The organism is Novosphingobium sp. 550D (assembly GCF_057401885.1).
The window spans coordinates 1,617,631-1,634,036 of sequence record NZ_CM171613.1; the positions used below are offsets into that span (position 1 = coordinate 1,617,631).

Here is a 16,406-nt window from a genome sequence, read left to right on the forward strand (position 1 = left end):
CGCCGGGGCCTGGGGCACGGCCCTTGCGCAAATGGTGGCCAGCGATGGTACGCCCGTGACGCTGTGGGCGCGTGAACGCGCCTTGGTCGATGAAATCAACCAGCGCCGCACCAATGCCACCTATTTGCCCGGCGTGACCATCGCGCCTTCGGTTCGTGCGACATGCGACATGGGCGAACTGGCGGGTTTGGAAACCATTCTGGTGGTTTGTCCGGCGCAATTCATGGGCGCGGTCCTCTCGGCCCTGCCCGATGCGCCGCGCGATCTGGTGCTGTGTTCCAAGGGTATCGAGGCGGGCACCGGGCGGTTGATGGCCGATGTCGCCAAGGCGGTCCAGCCTTCGGCCCGCATCGCCGTTCTGTCCGGCCCGACCTTTGCCCGCGAAGTGGCCCTTGGCCTGCCCACCGCGATCACGCTGGCCTGTTCGGGCGGCGAGGAACAGTGGCAGCGCCTGTCGCCAGTCATCGCCCGTGCAGCTTTCCGTCCGTATTATTCGCCCGATGTGGTGGGCGCCGAAATCGGCGGGGCGGTGAAGAACGTGTTGGCGATTGCTTGCGGTGTGGTCGAAGGTCTGGGGCTGGGCGAGAATGCGCGCGCGGCGCTGATCGCGCGCGGCTATGCCGAAATGCTGCGTTTTGGCGTGGCGCGCGGCGCGCGGGCCGAAACGCTGTCGGGCCTGTGCGGGCTTGGCGATCTTATTCTGACTTGCGCCAGCACGGCCAGTCGCAATTATTCTCTTGGCAAGGCATTGGGCCAGGGGCAGAGCGCCGATCAGGCGCTTTTGGGGAAAACCAGTGTTGCGGAGGGCGCGCATACAGCCCCGGTTCTGGCGGATTTGGCCCACAAGGCCGGGATCGCCATGCCGATCGTCGATGCCGTGTGCCGGTTGCTTTGTGGGGAAGCGCCAGCAGGAGCGGTCGTGTCCGATTTGCTGGCAAGGCCGTTAAAGGCCGAACTGGGCGATCGATCCGAGCCGGGGGATGAAGCCCCGATGCACGGGAGCTTGGCTTGAATCAACCTACTGCCCTTCCCCTGACCGATGCGGCGCCCCATGATGCCGCATCGCAATCCGGCGCCACCGTGGATGACGTGGTCAACCGCGATCTGAATACGCTGGCCAAAGGTGGGCGGACCAATTTCTTTGGTTTCCTGCTGCGTCTGGCCGCGCGTTTGCCGTTTTTGTTCATTGCGGGGCGTCTGTATGGCGCCGATGCGCTGGGGCGGTTTGCCTCGGCGCTGGTGGTGATCGAACTGGCGTCGCAGCTATGCACGCTGGGGCAAAAGCGCGGGATTGCCCAGCGATTGTCGGATGATGACCGCGATGCGGCCCATGTCATTGCCGATGGCGTGGTGCTGACGCTGCTGATCGCATTGCCGGTCACGCTGGGCCTCTATCTTTTCCCATGGCCGATGTTCCCCTCGGGCGAGTTTTCCGAATGGGATCGCTGGCTGGTACTGGCCATTGCGCCGGTTGCCTTGACCGATATCGCGCTGGCGGCGCTGGCCTATCGGTTTGATGTGGGGGCGACGGTGCGGGCGCGTTCGGTGGTGGAACCTTGGACGTTGTCGATTGCGGCCGGTGTGTTCTGGGCGGCGGGCAAATGGGCCGGGGTGGGCAATTGGTGGAACCAATTGGGCGCCAGCGGGCTGACCTTGTCCTATGTCGTTTCGGTCTTTGCCGCGATGCTGTCGGCGGCCATTCCGCTGTTCCGGTCCTATGGCATGCCGCTGGACTGGGTGCCGCATCCCTTGCGGATCGGGCGGCTTGCGCTCAACACTATGCCGCTGGCTGTGGCTGATGCGGTGGAGTGGGGCACGCGGCGCATCGATATTGCGATCCTTGGCATGTTTGCCTCGCCGACATCGGTGGGCGTCTATTACGTCGCGCAACAGGTGGCCAGCCTGCCGCAAAAGCTGAAAACCAGTTTTGAGCCGATTCTTGGCCCGGTCATCACCCGCAATCTGAAGGAGGGCAATCTGGAAGCGATTGCCCGTCAGGTGTGTCAGGTTGGGTTCTGGATCACGGCGGCGCAGGCGGGGATTGCGCTGGCGCTAGGCATTCCGGGCGACGGGGTGCTGGGTTTGGTCGGGCCGCAATTTACCGGCGGGATGCTGGCGCTGGCATTCCTGCTGGGCGCCGAGGTTTGTGCGGCACCAGCTGTCGTGAGCGAGGCGGCGCTGATCTATATCGCGCCCTTGCGCAACCTTTGGTTGTCGCTGGCCACAATCGGGTTGCAGGCGATCTTTACGCTGGCGGGGATGTTGATTTCGGGCGGGTTCTATTTCGACGAAATGGATCAGGCGGCCTCGGCGGCCGGGGCGCTGATGGTCACGCTCTCGATTGCCAGTCTGGTCAAATCGCGGCTGTTGCAAAGGCATCTGGGTTACCGGGTTGAAACACTGCGCTGGTCGCTGTTTGCAGCCGCCGTTGCGGCGGGCGCGCTGGGCTGGGCGGTGGTACGCTTTTTGCCGGAATGGGCGCAAATTGCTCTGGGCATTCCGGCGATTCTGGGGCTTTATTGCCTGGTCATCTGGCGGTTCGGCTTTGGTCCGGCAGACCGCCTGCTGTTCCGGAAACAAGGCGGCGAGGCCGCCGCATAATCGCCCGCCGGGTGATGGATTGAGCTTGTGAGGCTGAGTTGATGGTTGAGTTGTTCCAGACCTATTCCCTCCAGATCGCCGGTGCGCTGGTCCTGCTGGCGCTGCTGGCGGGCCTGTTGCTGCGTGGCCGTGGCAAGGTGCGCGAGCGCCACCGCGCGCCCGACGCGTTGGATGAAGGTGTCGGGCCGGCACAGCGTAATTCGGCGCTGATCAACGCGCCCAGTGCGGCCTCTGCGGTATCCTTGGGCAAGGAAGCCCCGGTGGCCGATGTTGCGGTCAAGGTCGAGCCTGTGGCCGCCGCGCCGGTCGCGGTTGCGGTTGAAGCCGAGGCGGAGCCTGACGCTTTTGGTGAACTGGCCGAAGCCGTCGCCGCGCAGGAAGCCGCCACGCAGACCGACGATCTGACCCGCATCAAGGGGCTTGGCCCCAAGCTGAAAGCGCGTCTTGCCGAACTGGGCGTGGTCAGCTTTGCCCAGATCGCGGCATGGACCGAGGCCGATATTGTGGCGATTGACGCACAGTTGGGTACGTTTGCCGGCCGTTCGACCCGCGATCAATGGGTGGCGCAGGCGCAGTTCCTCGCCGCTGGTGATGTGGCCGGGTATGAGGCTAAGTTCGGGAAGTTGTAAGGGGCTTTGATGCCTCCGGCGGGTTAAGGGCGGGGGCCCTTAACAATCCCGGTAATGGGTGGTTTTAGGTTGGCGGCGTTGCGGTTGGGGCAATATTTATAGCCTGCGGCGCGGCGAAAAAGGGCTGACTGGCGCCGCAGGCTTTTAATTCTGTACATCGCCCCCGACACCGAAGTTCGCCCTTTGGCACCACGCAGACAGTATCGGGATTGCAAAGGGCCCCCGCCCTTTGCCCGCCGGAGGCATTTCAAAACCTCACTTCCCCCACTTCTTCTGCTGCTTTCCAAACCGCGTCTTGCGCGTCCCCGGCTTCCCCTCATTCGACCGCCCGACAATCGGCGCATTCCGATCGCCCTCGGGCAACCCCAACTCGGTCGCCTCCAAGCGCCGGATTTCATCGCGCAACTGGCCTGCTTCTTCGAATTCGAGGTCAGCGGCGGCGGCGCGCATCCGTTTTTCGAGGTCTTCGATATAGGCGCGCAGGTTGTGGCCGACGAGGTTGTTGATGCCGTCGTCTTCAAGCTCGACCACCACGCCGTCGCGCGATGCGGCATCGGCGACGATGTCGTGGATGTTGCGCTTGATCGATTGGGGCGTGATGCCGTGCGCTTCGTTATAGGCCTGCTGCTTGGCGCGGCGGCGGTCGGTTTCGGCGATGGCGCGTTCCATCGATCCGGTCATGCGATCGGCATACAATATCACGCGGCCATCGACGTTGCGCGCCGCGCGCCCGATGGTCTGGACCAGCGAGGTTTCGCTGCGCAGGAAGCCTTCCTTGTCCGCGTCGAGGATGCACACCAGCCCGCATTCGGGAATGTCGAGCCCTTCGCGCAGCAGGTTGATGCCGATGAGGACGTCGTACACCCCCAGCCGCAAGTCGCGGATCAGTTCGATACGTTCGAGCGTTTCCACGTCGCTGTGCATATAGCGGACGCGCACACCCGCCTCGTGCATGAATTCGGTCAAGTCCTCGGCCATGCGCTTGGTCAGGGTCGTGACCAGCGTACGATAGCCGTTGGCGGCGGTCTTGCGGCATTCCTCGATGCAATCCTGCACCTGATCCTCGACCGGGCGGATTTCGACCGGCGGGTCGATAAGGCCGGTGGGGCGGATCACCTGTTCGGCAAAGGCGCCGCCCGATTGCTCCATCTCCCACGAACCCGGCGTGGCCGAAACCGCCACCGTTTGCGGGCGCATCGCGTCCCATTCGTTGAAACGCAGCGGGCGGTTGTCGATGCAGGACGGCAGACGGAAGCCATATTCGGCCAGCGTAATCTTGCGGCGATGGTCGCCGCGCGCCATCGCGCTGATCTGGGGCACGGTCTGGTGGCTTTCATCCACGAACAGCAGCGCATTGTCGGGCAGATATTCGAACAGTGTCGGCGGCGGCTCACCCGGCAGGCGGCCCGAGAGAAAGCGCGAGTAATTCTCGACGCCCGCGCAGGAGCCGGTCGCAGCGATCATCTCAAGGTCGAAATTGGTGCGCTGCTCAAGGCGCTGCGCTTCCAGCAATTTGCCTTCCGCGTTCAGTTCCTCCAGCCGCACCTGAAGCTCGAAGCGGATCGCCTCCATCGCCTGTTTCATCGTCGGGCCGGGGGTGACGTGGTGGCTGTTGGCGTAAACGCGGATCTTGTCCAGTTTCGCCCCCGCCTTGCCGGTCAGGGGGTCGAACTCGCTGATCGCCTCGACCTCATCGCCGAAAAAGCTGATGCGCCATGCGATGTCTTCATAGTGGCTGGGAAAGATTTCCAGATTGTCGCCGCGCACCCGGAACGCACCGCGGGCAAAGGCCACCTCGTTGCGCTTGTACTGCATGGCGACCAGCTTGCGGATGATCTCGCCCTGATCCTGCGATTCCCCGACCGTCAGGTCAAAGATCATCGCTGAATAGGTTTCCACCGACCCGATGCCGTAAAGGCAGGACACCGAGGCGACGATGATCACATCCTCGCGTTCGAGCAGCGCGCGCGTGGCCGAGTGACGCATCCGGTCGATGGCCTCGTTAACGCTCGATTCCTTTTCGATATAGGTGTCCGAGCGCGGCACATAGGCTTCGGGTTGATAGTAATCGTAATAAGAGACGAAATATTCCACCGCGTTTTCGGGGAAAAAGCTCTTCATCTCGCCATACAATTGCGCGGCAAGGATCTTGTTGGGCGCCAGAATCAGCGCGGGGCGCTGGGTGGCCTGAATGACCTGGGCCATCGTAAAGGTCTTGCCCGAACCGGTGACGCCCAGAAGGACCTGGGTTTTGTCGCCGCTTTCAATGCCTTGAACCAATTCGGCGATGGCCGTTGGCTGGTCGCCGCTGGGCGTATAGTCGCTGATGATGCGCAGCGGCGGGCTGCCTTCGACCTTGGGCGGACGGGCAGGGCGGTGGGGGACAAAGGTGCCGTCGGTAACAGGCTCGTCAAGGCCCCGGCGGATGATCAGTTCAGCCATGAATCATCTATGGGCGTTCGCGATGCGTTCTGCAAGGGCGGGCGCGCGGTCCAGCTGCGTCGCGGACTTTAAGTCCAATTTTCTATTTGTCCACATAGGCGCATTTTTTCTCTCGCATACGCAGCAAGGCGCTTGGCAAGGGCGATTCTTTGTTGCAGCTTGACCATCAAGGACCGGCGTTAGGTGTTTTTGCCGGAATGATTTGAGGGGTGTTTTATGCCATCCACCACGGTCTCGTCCTATGACGAGATGCTCGATGCCGACGGGAATGTGCGTCCCGCCTATGCCGGCTATCGCGAGTGGTACGAAGCGCAAAGCCCGAAATGGCTGCAAAAGCAGGGCAAGAATGCGGAGGATGTGTTTCGGCGCACCGGTATTACTTTCAACGTCTATGGCGAAGATGCAGGACAAGAGCGCCTGATCCCGTTTGACATGATACCCCGTATTATTACGGCAGATGAATGGAAGAAATTGTCGCGCGGTATTGATCAGCGCGTGCGTGCCCTCAACGCCTTCCTTCACGACCTTTATCACAAGCGCGAGATCGTCAAGGCGGGCAAGTTCCCCGAACGCCTGTTGGCCCAGAACGAGGCTTTCCTGCCCGAAATGGTCGGGTTCATGCCGCCGGGCGGGGTTTACACCCATATTGTGGGCATCGACCTTGTGCGTACCGGGCCTGATGAATTCATGGTGCTTGAAGACAATGCGCGCACCCCCTCGGGCGTCTCCTATATGCTGGAGAACCGCGAGACGATGATGGCGATGTTCCCGGACCTGTTCACCAAGGTTGCGGTGCAGCCGGTGTCGGATTATCCGCGCGCTCTGGCCCGCTCGCTGGCCGCCTGCGCCCCGCCTGCGGCCAAGGGCAGCGACCGGCCGGTTCTGGCGGTGTTGACGCCGGGGATCTATAATTCGGCCTATTACGAACACGCCTTCCTTGCCGATCAAATGGGCGCCGAATTGGTCGAGGCCAGCGATTTGCGCGTGGTCGATGGTCGGGTCTGCATGCGCACCACGCGCGGGTGGAAGGCGATCGATGTGCTTTATCGCCGGGTGGATGACAATTTCCTCGATCCGCTGACCTATAATCCTGATTCCATGCTGGGCGTGGCGGGGATCATGGATGTCTATCGCGCGGGCGGCATTACCATTGCCAATGCGCCGGGCACGGGCATCGCCGATGACAAGGCGATCTATTCCTTCATGCCCGAGATCGTCGAATTCTATACCGGCGAAAAACCCATCCTGAAAAACGTGCCGACATGGCGGTGCAGCGAGGCGGACGCGCTGGCCTATGTGCTCGATCACCTGTCCGAACTGGTGGTCAAGGAGGTGCATGGCAGCGGCGGCTATGGCATGTTGATCGGCCCGACCAGCAGCAAGGCGGAAATCGCCGCCTTTGAGAAAAAGCTGCGCGCCAAGCCGGATAATTACATCGCCCAGCCGACGCTTTCGCTCTCGACCGTGCCGATCTTTACCAAGGCGGGGCTGGCGCCGCGCCATGTGGACTTGCGGCCCTTTGTGCTGGTTTCGCCCCAGGGCATCAATATCACGCCGGGCGGACTTACCCGCGTGGCGCTAAAAAAAGGCTCGCTGGTGGTCAATTCGTCGCAGGGCGGGGGCACCAAGGACAGCTGGGTTCTGGCGGAATAAGGAATAGGTTATGTTGGGACGTTCCGCCTGGGGCATTTTCTGGATGGCGCGCTATTTGGAACGCGCCGAAAACACCGCGCGCTTGCTGGACGCGGGTTTTCGCATGGCATTGACGCGTGGCAACACGGTGGCCAGCGATGAATGGCGCAGCGTGTTGGTCACGCTGGGGCTGGACGAGGCCTATACCGGCGAGATGTCGGGACCGGCGATCACCAACTGGTTGCTGCGCGGGGCGGGCAATGCGGGCAGCGTCCTGTCCATGATGGAGGCTGCGCGCACCAATGCGCGCATGGTGCGCACCGCCATCACCCGCGAGGTCTGGGAAGTGACCAATGAAAGCTGGATGCAATTGCAATCCATGCTGGCCAAGCCGGTCAAGGAGGCCGACCTTGGCCATGTGCTGGACGTCATCCGTCGTCAGGCCACCAGCGTGCGCGGCGCGATGGAGGGCACGATGCTGCGCAATGATATTTTCAATTTTGCCCGCATCGGCACCCATCTGGAACGGGCGGATAATACGGCGCGCATTCTGGACGTGAAATACCATGTGCTTCTGCCCTCGGCGGCATGGGTGGGGTCGCGGCTGGACAATGCGCAATGGGAAATGGTGCTGCGCAGCGTCGCGGGCGAGCGGGCGTTCCGCTGGCTCAATGCCGGGGCGCTGGATCCGAAAGGGATTGCCCAGTTCCTGATCCTTGATGGCCGTTTCCCGCGCAGCTTGACGTATTGCCTGCGAAAGCTGACAAGCAATATGGAATGGCTGTGCCGCGATTATCATCAGGAAACGGCGGCCTATCGGATGCAGAAAGAAGCATGCGAGAAGCTGAGCAAGACCTCGATCACTGATATATTCGAACATGGCCTGCATGAATTCATTACCGAATTCCTTGCCACCAACCGTCTGGTGGCCGAAGCCATCGCCTCTGATTATCGTTTCACCGAATAGGTCCGGAGCCCGTCCATGCGTATCTCTATTCAGCACCAGACGCATTATCGCTTTGACCAGCCGGTGTGGCATGGGGTGCAACGCCTGCGCCTGACCCCGCGTGATTGCGCGATGCAGACGGTTTTGGGCTGGCAATTGTCGGTCGATGGCGGGGCGATTGAATGTTCGTATGAAGATCACAACCGCAATATGGTGTCTCTGATCTCGCTGGGCACGGGCAATGGCGAGATTACGATCACCGGACAGGGTATGATCGAAACCTATGACAAGGCGGGCGTGGTGGGCGCGCATACCGGCTTTATGCCGCTGTGGCTGCTGGCCAATCCGACCGAATTGACGAAGCCGGGGCCAAAGATCCGCGCCATGGCGGACAAATTTGCCCATGATGGCAACAACACGATCGCCGCCTTGCATGATGTGATGGCTGCGGTGAATAAGGCGGTGGTCTATGAGGTGGGCCATACCGGCGCCCACACCACGGCCGAGGCGGCGCTGGCCGCGGGCAAGGGCGTGTGTCAGGACCATGCGCAAGTGTTCATGGCGGTGGCCCGGCTGATGGGCCTGCCCGCACGTTACGTGTCGGGCTATCTGGTGATCGAGGGCAAGGTGGAGCAGGACGCCGGCCATGGCTGGGCCGAGGTGCATGTGCCGGGGCTGGGCTGGGTCGGGTTTGATGCGGCCAATGACCGCTGCCCGGATGATTCCTATGTGCGCCTTGCCGTGGGCGCCGATTACCGCGATGCAGCACCCGTCACCAGCATGGCGCAGGGCGGCGGCGCGGCGGTCCTGTCGGTGGCGGTTCAAGTGGCCCAGCAGCAGGTGGTGGAGCAGTAGGCAGCACCTGTCCGTTCACATTTGATTTGTCATACATTCGACCTAATAAGGCGCGATGTATAGATTTTTGTCCTTTATATTCTTTGTCATGCTTGCGCCGCGCTGTGAAGCTGCACGCCCCTTGGTCACAGACGACGCCCGCCTGACAACAGCGCGCAGTTGCCAGCTTGAAAGCTGGACGAGACTCTATGCCGATCATCGCGAGGTATGGGCTTTGCCTGCCTGCAACCTGACCGGCAATCTTGAAATTACCGCCGGGTTCGGCCACCAATTCGGCGCAGAAGGCGCGGCATCGAGCGATATGGTCCTTCAGGCCAAGACCTTGCTGCATCCGATGACACAAGGCGGCTGGGGGGTCGGGCTGGCGGCTGGTCTGATCCATCACCCCAGCGTCAATCCAGGCCCCAATGGGCTTGGTAGTCTCTATGCATATGTGCCTGTATCGGTTGCGCTTGCGGGTGACATGGTGACTTTGCACGGCAATCTGGGGTGGGTGAAGGCGCGCGATGATGACCATGCTCTGAGTTGGGGGTTGGGCAGCGAGACGCGGCTGTCGCGGCGCATGACGTTTGTCGCCGAAGGTTTTGGGGATCCCCGGCATAGTCCTTATTGGCAGGGGGGATTGCGCTACTTCCTTGTGATGGACCGGGTTCAGATCGACGCAACCGTAGGGCAACAGCTTGGAAAGGGAGAGGGAACGAGGTGGTTTTCGGTGGGGCTGCGGCTTACGCCGGGGCGGATGTTCTGAATTTATGCTTTGTCCGCCATCCGGTCACACACGGGGTGGTGGCGAAACTTTCCTTGACGACAACCTGCATTATTGTGCAACCGCAATATTAAGGATTCGTGCGGGTTTTGCGATATGCGCCGCCTTGGGCGGCACAAGGGGAATAACGTGACTTATTGCGTTGGTATGATGCTGGATGCGGGCCTGGTGTTGATGAGCGACACCCGCACCAATTCGGGCGTCGACAACATCTCGACCTTCCGCAAGCTCTTTCATTGGGAAGTGCCGGGGGAGCGGGTCGTTGCCCTGATGACCAGCGGAAATCTTGCGACAACTCAGGCGGTTGTCTCCAAGATTGAGGAGCGTTTCAAGCTGCCTAGCGAACGCCATAATTGTGTGCTGGAGGCCGCCACCATGTTCCAGATGGCGGGCATCGTGGGCAAGACGCTGCGCGAGACGATTTCCGAACGCGACGCCGATGTCGGCCCGCAGGCGGCCGGTCAATTTGGCGCAACCCTGATTCTTGCCGGTCAGATCGAGGGGCAGGAGCCGCGCCTGTTCATGATCTATCCCGAAGGCAATTTCATCGAGGCGACGCTCGACACGCCGTTTTTCCAGATTGGCGAAACGAAATATGGCCGCCCGATCATCCTGCGCGGTTATGATCGCAAAATGGCGTTCGAGGATGCGGTCAAGCTGTTGATGGTCAGCTTTGATTCCACGCTCAAGGCCAATCTGTCGGTGGGCATGCCGCTCGACCTGCTGGTCATCGGGCGCGATGATTTGTCGATCATGCACGAACGCCGTATTCACGCCACCGACCCATGGTATCGCGTGATCTCGGCCAGTTGGAGCGACAGCCTGAAGGCGGCGCTCGATGGTTTGCCCGACTTTCCGTTTCACGCCGGATAGGGCCGGGAACCAAGCCAATCAGGCGATGAGCGGTCGGATCAATGACAGATCCCATTGTTCATCAGATCGACATGCAGATGATTGCGATGGGCGGCGTTGAAATCCGGGCCCAGCGTCGTGCCAAAGCGGCGACAGGCCGATTGGTGGATGGTGCGCAGGAATTCGCGCTCCGCCGGATCATCCGAATTCCATCCGTTCAGCACCGTGACGCGCCGCCCATTGGCCAGGACAAAGGCGGCCACATCGATCGCATTGCCAGTGGCATGGGCGCTGCGCTTTTCAGTGCCCGCGACATTGCGACAGCTATAGCTGCCCATGGTTTCAATGCGCACCAGCGGGCTGCCCAGAATGGCGCGGGCGGCGCGGTCCACGCCGAAACGCGCCCATCCGGCAAAGGAATTGGCCAGGGGACAGGTGACCGGGCCAAGGTTCGAAATATTGAACGATTGATTGTCGCCCGACAGGCTGGCCAGACGCACCGCGTTGAAAGTGGAACATCCCGCGCCGTAATATTGATCGGGCAGGGGGGTGAAGCCCGCCGCCTTGGCGCCAAGGTCGGACAGGCATTGACCATCGGCGACGCGCGGCGGTTGAAACCCGGTGGAATGTTGCAGCGATGTGCGGCGGGGCGCATCGGGAATGGCGCCACCGCAGGCCGATAGCGCCATGCTGGCGCCGATCATCGCCCATCCGGCCAAGGGGCGCAGCCTTTGCAATATGCCGGTTACAGCGCTGTTTTCCATGCGATCTGATTAACCTTCTGGCCGCGAATAATCCGTGAGATTACGTGGTTAATAGAGGTTTACCGTTTGAATGGATGGCGAAAATCCCCGCCGCGCAGGAAAATGCCGCATTTTGCGCAAAATGGCGCGGGATTCTTCATCCCAAGGAACGATTTTCCCCACCTGTTGCAAAAAGTCTGCTTGACTCAAGGACGACGATCTTTAGAGCGGCCGGCGGGCCACGCGGTCCCAACGCCGCGCGTGCTCTCTGTAAGGAGAGACTACATGACTATCCAAGTTCCGGCTAAGAAGCCGGCTCGCCCCTTTTTCTCGTCGGGGCCTTGCGCCAAGCCGCCCGTCTACGATCTTGCCAAGCTCGCGACCGAGTCGCTGGGCCGTTCGCACCGCGCGAAGATCGGCAAGACGCGTTTGGCCTATTGCATCGATCTGATGCGCGAAATTCTCCAGCTCCCTGAAACGCACCGCATCGGCATCGTGCCCGGTTCGGACACGGGCGCTTTCGAAATGGCGATGTGGACCATGCTGGGCGCCAAGCCCGTCACCACGCTTGCATGGGAATCGTTCGGTGAGGGTTGGGTCACCGACGTTGCCAAGCAGCTCAAGCTGGACCCCACGATCATCCGCGCCGATTATGGTCAGGTCCCTGATCTCAGCACGATCGACTGGACCAATGACGTTCTGTTCACCTGGAACGGCACCACCAGCGGCGCGCGCGTTCCCAACGCTGATTTCATCCCCGCCGACCGCGAAGGCCTGAGCTTTGCCGACGCCACCAGCGCGGTGTTTGCTTACGACATCGACTGGTCGAAGATCGACGTCGCCACTTTCTCGTGGCAGAAGGTTCTGGGCGGTGAAGGCGGCCATGGCGTGCTGATCCTCGGCCCCCGCGCCGTTGAACGCCTCGAAACCTACACCCCGGCTTGGCCGCTCCCCAAGGTGTTCCGCCTTGTTTCCAAGGGCAAGCTGGCCGAAGGCGTGTTTAAGGGCGAAACCATCAACACCCCCTCGATGCTGGCCGTTGAAGACGCGATCTTCGCGCTGGAATGGGCCAAGGGTCTGGGTGGTCTTGAAGGTCTCAAGGCGCGCAGCGATGCCAATGCCGCCGCGCTGAACAAGATCGTTGAAGAGCGCTCGTGGCTCTCGCATCTGGCCGCAGACGAAGCGACCCGGTCGAAGACCTCGGTTTGCCTCTCGGTCGAAGGCGCGGATGCTGACTTCATCAAGAAGTTCGCCGCTGTGCTGGAAAAGGCGGATGCCGCCTATGACATCGCGGGCTATCGCGATGCGCCTGCTGGCCTGCGCATCTGGTGCGGCGCCACGGTCAATGTCGAGGATATCGAAGACCTCGGCCCGTGGCTCGACTATGCCTACGCCACTGTCAAAGCTGGCTAAACAAAGCTGATTTTTCGCGGGGACGCGCTCAAGCCGTCCCCGCCATTTTCCCCCCATTCACATGAGGATACGATTCCCATGACCGAGACCCGTAAACCCCGCGTCCTTATTTCGGACAAGATGGACCCCAACGCCGCCCGCATTTTCACCGAAATGGGCTGCGATGTGGACGTGATCACCGGCGAAACCCCCGAACAACTGATCGCCCGCATCGGCGACTATGATGGTCTGGCCATCCGTTCGTCGACCCGCGTGACCAAGGAAGTGCTGGACGCCGCCACCAACCTGAAGGTCATTGGCCGCGCCGGTATCGGCGTCGACAACGTGGACATCCCCTATGCCAGCGCCAAGGGCGTTGTCGTGATGAACACGCCTTTCGGCAACTCGATCACCACCGCCGAACACGCGATTGCGATGATCTTCGCTCTGGCCCGCCAGATCCCCGAAGCTAATGAACAGACCCAAAAGGGCCTGTGGCCCAAGAACGGTTTCATGGGCGTGGAAGTCACCGGCAAGACGCTGGGCCTGATCGGCGCGGGCAACATCGGCTCGATCGTCGCCTCGCGTGCTCTGGGCCTGCGTATGAAGGTTGTGGCCTACGATCCGTTCCTGACGCCCGAGCGCGCCGTGGAAATGGGCGTGGAAAAGGCCGACCTCGACACGCTGTTGGGCAAGGCTGACTTCATCACGCTGCACACCCCGCTGACGGCGGAAACCAAGAACATCCTGAGCCGCGAAAATCTGGCCAAGACCAAGAAGGGTGTGCGCATCGTCAACTGTGCCCGTGGCGGCCTGATCGACGAAGCGGCTCTGAAGGACGCGCTGGATTCGGGCCATGTGGCGGGCGCCGCTCTCGACGTGTTCCAGACCGAACCGGCCAAGGAATCGCCGCTGTTCGGCACCAAGAACTTTATCTGCACCCCGCACCTTGGCGCTTCGACCACCGAAGCTCAGGTCAATGTGGCGCTGCAGGTTGCTGAACAGCTTGGCGAATATCTGACCACGGGCGGCGTGACTAATGCGCTCAACGTGCCTTCGCTGAGCGCCGAAGAAGCCCCGAAGCTGCGCCCCTACATGGCGCTCGCTGAAAAGCTGGGCAGCCTTGTTGGTCAGCTCACCCCCTCGGCTGTGGCCCGCATTTCGATCCACACCGAAGGCGCGGCGACCGAATTGAACGCCAAGCCCATCGTGGCGGCCGTTCTCTGCGGCTTCCTGCGCGTGCAGTCGGCGACCGTGAACATGGTCAACGCTCCGTTCCTCGCCAAGGAACGCGGCCTTGAAGTGCGCGAAGTGAAGACCGAAAAGACCGGTGACTACCACACCCTCATCCGCGTCTCGGTCAAGACCGAAGCGGGCGAACGCTCGGTGGCCGGCACGCTGTTCTCGAACGCTGAACCGCGCCTCGTTGAACTGTTCGGCATCAAGGTCGAGGCCGAACTGGCCGGCGACATGATGTATATCGTCAACGAAGACGCCCCCGGCTTCATCGGCCGCATCGGTACGCTGCTGGGTGAAAACGGCATCAACATCGGCACGTTCAACCTTGGCCGCCGCGAAGCCGGTGGTGAAGCTGTGCTGCTGCTCTCGGTCGACAGCCCGGTTGCTGGCGAAGTGCTCGACGCTGCTGGCAAGCTGCCCGGCGTGAAGCGCGCCAAGGCTTTGGCGTTCTGATCTGAACGTTTGGGTTTGAAAGAATTGGGCGGGGTCTCTTCGGAGGCTCCGCCTTTTTCTTTGGGAACTTGCCTCCGGCGGGCAAAGGGACTCAGTCCCTTTGCAATCCCATTTTTGGGGTAGCGCCAAGATGGCCGCGCCGCAGGCAATATTCTTAAAGCCTGCGGCGCGGCCATCTCGCGCAAGGCTGAACCCGATGCGCAACGCAGACAGTAATGGGAGCGCGAGGGTCTAGACCCTCGCATTCACCCTTTCTTCCTGAACCAACCCCGGCTAAAGCCCGCCCCATGATGGACACCGAAACCCGCGATTTGCTGCCCGAGGGCCTCGAAGACCGCCTGCCGCAAGATACGGCGGCCGCCACGCGTATTACGCGCGCGATCATGGATGTGCTGGACAGCCATGGTTACGACCGCGTGCAACCGCCGGGGATCGAGTTCGAGCGCAGCCTTGCCAGCCGCATGGCGGGCATCGAGACGCGCCGCATGGTACGCTTCATCGATCCGGCCTCCCTGCGCATGATGGCGCTGCGCAGCGATATCACGCCGCAGGTGGGCCGCATTGCCGTCACGCGCATGAAGGACCGTCCGCGCCCGTTGCGTCTGGCCTATGCCGGACAGGTGACGACGATCAAGGGCGACGGCCTCGACCCCACGCGTGAGCGTTTGCAGATCGGTGCCGAACTGATCGGCCACGCAGGCACAGCGGCGGCGGGCGAAGTGGTGGCCGTGGCCATCGAGGCGTTGCAGGCCGCGGGCGCAACCGGGATTTCGGTCGATTTCACCATGCCGGGTCTGGTCGACGCACTGGCCGCCGGTCCCTGGCCGCTGACGCCTGCGCAATTGGATGCCGTCCGGCGTGAACTGGATGCCAAGGATGCAGGGGCGCTGGTTGCCGAAGGTGGCGCGGCCTATCTGCCACTGATCCACGCCACCGGGCCTCTGGATTCGGCCATCGCCCGTCTCGAAGCCTTGGCGCTGGGCGAAGTATTGGACGAACGCATCGCGGCCTTGCGCCAGATTGCCGCGCGTCTGCCTGCCGGTGTGCGCCTGACGCTGGATCCGACCGAGCGGCACGGGTTCGAATATCAAAGCTGGTTCGGTTTTCAGATCTTTGCCGATGGGGTTCAGGGCGCGGTGGCGCGTGGCGGTTCCTATTCGATTCTGGGCGAACCGGCGGAACCGGCGGTGGGCTTCTCGCTCTATCCCGATCCGCTGATCACCGCGCTGGCGGCCCAGGAATCGCCGCGTGATCTGTTGTTCCTGCCGCTTGGCCATGATGCTGCCGCTGCGGCGCGTCTTCGCGCCGTGGGCTGGCGCACGGTTGCCGCGCTGGGCGATTGCTGTGAAGCCGATCAGCTTGGCTGCACCCACCGGCTTGAGGGCGGCGAGGTCGTCGCGCTTTAATCGGAATGGCGCGCGGCATCGAAACGGCCGCGCGCATTTTCCACTTCGCTTAAATGCGCCTCGGCCCATTGCCACACCCCGCAAAAGGCCGCGCTCAAACTATGGCCCAGCGGGGTCAGCGTGTAATCTACACGCGGCGGGATGACGGGATGGATTTTCCGCGTCACCAACCCATCGCGCTCCATCGCGCGCAGCGTTTGCGTCAGCATCTTCTGGCTGATCCCCGGCACCGCGCGGCCCACCTGGGTAAAGCGCAAGGTGCCGCCTTCCTCCAGCACCTCCAGAATCAGCAGCGTCCATTTGTCGGCCACCCGCCCGATCAGATCATTGACCAGCGCATCGACACGCGGGTCGGTGGGGGGATAGTTGCGGCCATGCTCTGGGGGAAAGTCACTCTCCATCGGGTAAGTATAAATATTTTACGTGCCTTCTTCAATGCGGAGAGCAAAG

At 61.9% G+C, this 16,406-nt stretch carries 14 protein-coding genes; 11 read left to right on the forward strand and 3 right to left on the reverse strand.

Annotation, left to right across the window (positions count from 1 at the left end):
- The first annotated feature begins 31 nt into the window (after positions 1–31).
- The 3 genes from AC2S2E_RS07630 (at position 32) to AC2S2E_RS07640 (ending at position 3,230) form a co-directional block, all read left to right on the forward strand.
- The gene (locus tag AC2S2E_RS07630) at positions 32–1,012 is read left to right on the forward strand and encodes an NAD(P)H-dependent glycerol-3-phosphate dehydrogenase (RefSeq protein WP_486524569.1); all 981 of its coding nucleotides are present in this window, start codon (positions 32–34) and stop codon (positions 1,010–1,012) included.
- A gap of 68 nt (positions 1,013–1,080) precedes the next feature.
- Complete coding sequence (locus AC2S2E_RS07635) at positions 1,081–2,601, forward strand: lipopolysaccharide biosynthesis protein (protein ID WP_476101785.1); 1,521 nt, start codon at positions 1,081–1,083, stop codon at positions 2,599–2,601.
- Between the two features lie 41 nt (positions 2,602–2,642).
- Positions 2,643–3,230: a hypothetical protein gene (locus AC2S2E_RS07640; RefSeq protein WP_486524339.1), complete on the forward strand. Its 588-nt coding sequence runs from the start codon at positions 2,643–2,645 to the stop codon at positions 3,228–3,230.
- Positions 3,231–3,485: 255 nt separating this feature from the next.
- On the opposite strand, the gene uvrB is transcribed toward AC2S2E_RS07640, so the two are convergent.
- Positions 3,486–5,672 (reverse strand): excinuclease ABC subunit UvrB, encoded by a 2,187-nt coding sequence (gene uvrB / locus AC2S2E_RS07645; RefSeq protein WP_486524340.1) that lies wholly within the window; start codon positions 5,670–5,672, stop codon positions 3,486–3,488.
- Between the two features lie 216 nt (positions 5,673–5,888).
- On the opposite strand from uvrB, the gene AC2S2E_RS07650 reads away from it, so the two are divergent.
- The 5 genes from AC2S2E_RS07650 to AC2S2E_RS07670 all read left to right on the forward strand — a co-directional run bounded on the left by AC2S2E_RS07650 (position 5,889) and on the right by AC2S2E_RS07670 (position 10,744).
- The gene (locus tag AC2S2E_RS07650; protein WP_476101614.1) at positions 5,889–7,325 is read left to right on the forward strand and encodes a circularly permuted type 2 ATP-grasp protein; all 1,437 of its coding nucleotides are present in this window, start codon (positions 5,889–5,891) and stop codon (positions 7,323–7,325) included.
- Between the two features lie 10 nt (positions 7,326–7,335).
- The gene (locus AC2S2E_RS07655) at positions 7,336–8,271 is read left to right on the forward strand and encodes an alpha-E domain-containing protein (protein WP_476101616.1); all 936 of its coding nucleotides are present in this window, start codon (positions 7,336–7,338) and stop codon (positions 8,269–8,271) included.
- Between the two features lie 15 nt (positions 8,272–8,286).
- On the forward strand, positions 8,287–9,105 hold the full coding sequence (locus tag AC2S2E_RS07660) for a transglutaminase family protein (RefSeq protein WP_476101618.1): 819 nt from the start codon (positions 8,287–8,289) through the stop codon (positions 9,103–9,105).
- Positions 9,106–9,226: 121 nt separating this feature from the next.
- Entirely contained in the window at positions 9,227–9,853 is a 627-nt protein-coding gene (locus AC2S2E_RS07665) for a hypothetical protein (RefSeq protein ID WP_486524341.1), read from the forward strand.
- A 147-nt stretch (positions 9,854–10,000) separates the two neighbouring features.
- Positions 10,001–10,744 (forward strand): proteasome-type protease, encoded by a 744-nt coding sequence (locus AC2S2E_RS07670; protein WP_476101622.1) that lies wholly within the window; start codon positions 10,001–10,003, stop codon positions 10,742–10,744.
- Positions 10,745–10,782: 38 nt separating this feature from the next.
- On the opposite strand, the gene AC2S2E_RS07675 is transcribed toward AC2S2E_RS07670, so the two are convergent.
- A complete protein-coding gene (locus AC2S2E_RS07675; protein WP_476101624.1) occupies positions 10,783–11,487 on the reverse strand; it encodes an extensin family protein in 705 nt (234 codons plus the stop codon).
- A 264-nt stretch (positions 11,488–11,751) separates the two neighbouring features.
- Here AC2S2E_RS07675 and AC2S2E_RS07680 point away from each other — a divergent pair, with 264 nt between their 5' ends.
- The 3 genes from AC2S2E_RS07680 (at position 11,752) to AC2S2E_RS07690 (ending at position 15,956) form a co-directional block, all read left to right on the forward strand.
- The gene (locus AC2S2E_RS07680; protein WP_486524342.1) at positions 11,752–12,879 is read left to right on the forward strand and encodes a phosphoserine transaminase; all 1,128 of its coding nucleotides are present in this window, start codon (positions 11,752–11,754) and stop codon (positions 12,877–12,879) included.
- A gap of 78 nt (positions 12,880–12,957) precedes the next feature.
- A complete protein-coding gene (gene serA / locus AC2S2E_RS07685; protein WP_476101628.1) occupies positions 12,958–14,550 on the forward strand; it encodes a phosphoglycerate dehydrogenase in 1,593 nt (530 codons plus the stop codon).
- A 287-nt stretch (positions 14,551–14,837) separates the two neighbouring features.
- On the forward strand, positions 14,838–15,956 hold the full coding sequence (locus AC2S2E_RS07690; RefSeq protein ID WP_476101630.1) for an ATP phosphoribosyltransferase regulatory subunit: 1,119 nt from the start codon (positions 14,838–14,840) through the stop codon (positions 15,954–15,956).
- Here the strand turns inward: AC2S2E_RS07690 and AC2S2E_RS07695 are convergent.
- Positions 15,953–16,357, reverse strand: coding sequence for a winged helix-turn-helix transcriptional regulator (locus AC2S2E_RS07695; protein ID WP_486524344.1), 405 nt, complete (start codon positions 16,355–16,357; stop codon positions 15,953–15,955). The two genes, AC2S2E_RS07690 and AC2S2E_RS07695, sit on opposite strands and share 4 nt — an antisense overlap.
- Positions 16,358–16,406 lie beyond the last annotated feature (49 nt).

What these genes read in the sequence shown, in the direction of transcription:
- AC2S2E_RS07675 (WP_476101624.1), bottom strand. Translation starts at nt 11,487, where the DNA reads ATGGAAAACAGCGCTGTAACCGGCATATTGCAAAGGCTGCGCCCCTTG.
- AC2S2E_RS07640 (WP_486524339.1), top strand. Translation starts at nt 2,643, where the DNA reads ATGGTTGAGTTGTTCCAGACCTATTCCCTCCAGATCGCCGGTGCGCTG.
- AC2S2E_RS07695 (WP_486524344.1), bottom strand. Translation starts at nt 16,357, where the DNA reads ATGGAGAGTGACTTTCCCCCAGAGCATGGCCGCAACTATCCCCCCACC.
- AC2S2E_RS07650 (WP_476101614.1), top strand. Translation starts at nt 5,889, where the DNA reads ATGCCATCCACCACGGTCTCGTCCTATGACGAGATGCTCGATGCCGAC.
- serA (WP_476101628.1), top strand. Translation starts at nt 12,958, where the DNA reads ATGACCGAGACCCGTAAACCCCGCGTCCTTATTTCGGACAAGATGGAC.
- AC2S2E_RS07655 (WP_476101616.1), top strand. Translation starts at nt 7,336, where the DNA reads ATGTTGGGACGTTCCGCCTGGGGCATTTTCTGGATGGCGCGCTATTTG.
- uvrB (WP_486524340.1), bottom strand. Translation starts at nt 5,672, where the DNA reads ATGGCTGAACTGATCATCCGCCGGGGCCTTGACGAGCCTGTTACCGAC.
- AC2S2E_RS07630 (WP_486524569.1), top strand. Translation starts at nt 32, where the DNA reads ATGGTGGCCAGCGATGGTACGCCCGTGACGCTGTGGGCGCGTGAACGC.
- AC2S2E_RS07660 (WP_476101618.1), top strand. Translation starts at nt 8,287, where the DNA reads ATGCGTATCTCTATTCAGCACCAGACGCATTATCGCTTTGACCAGCCG.
- AC2S2E_RS07690 (WP_476101630.1), top strand. Translation starts at nt 14,838, where the DNA reads ATGATGGACACCGAAACCCGCGATTTGCTGCCCGAGGGCCTCGAAGAC.
- AC2S2E_RS07680 (WP_486524342.1), top strand. Translation starts at nt 11,752, where the DNA reads ATGACTATCCAAGTTCCGGCTAAGAAGCCGGCTCGCCCCTTTTTCTCG.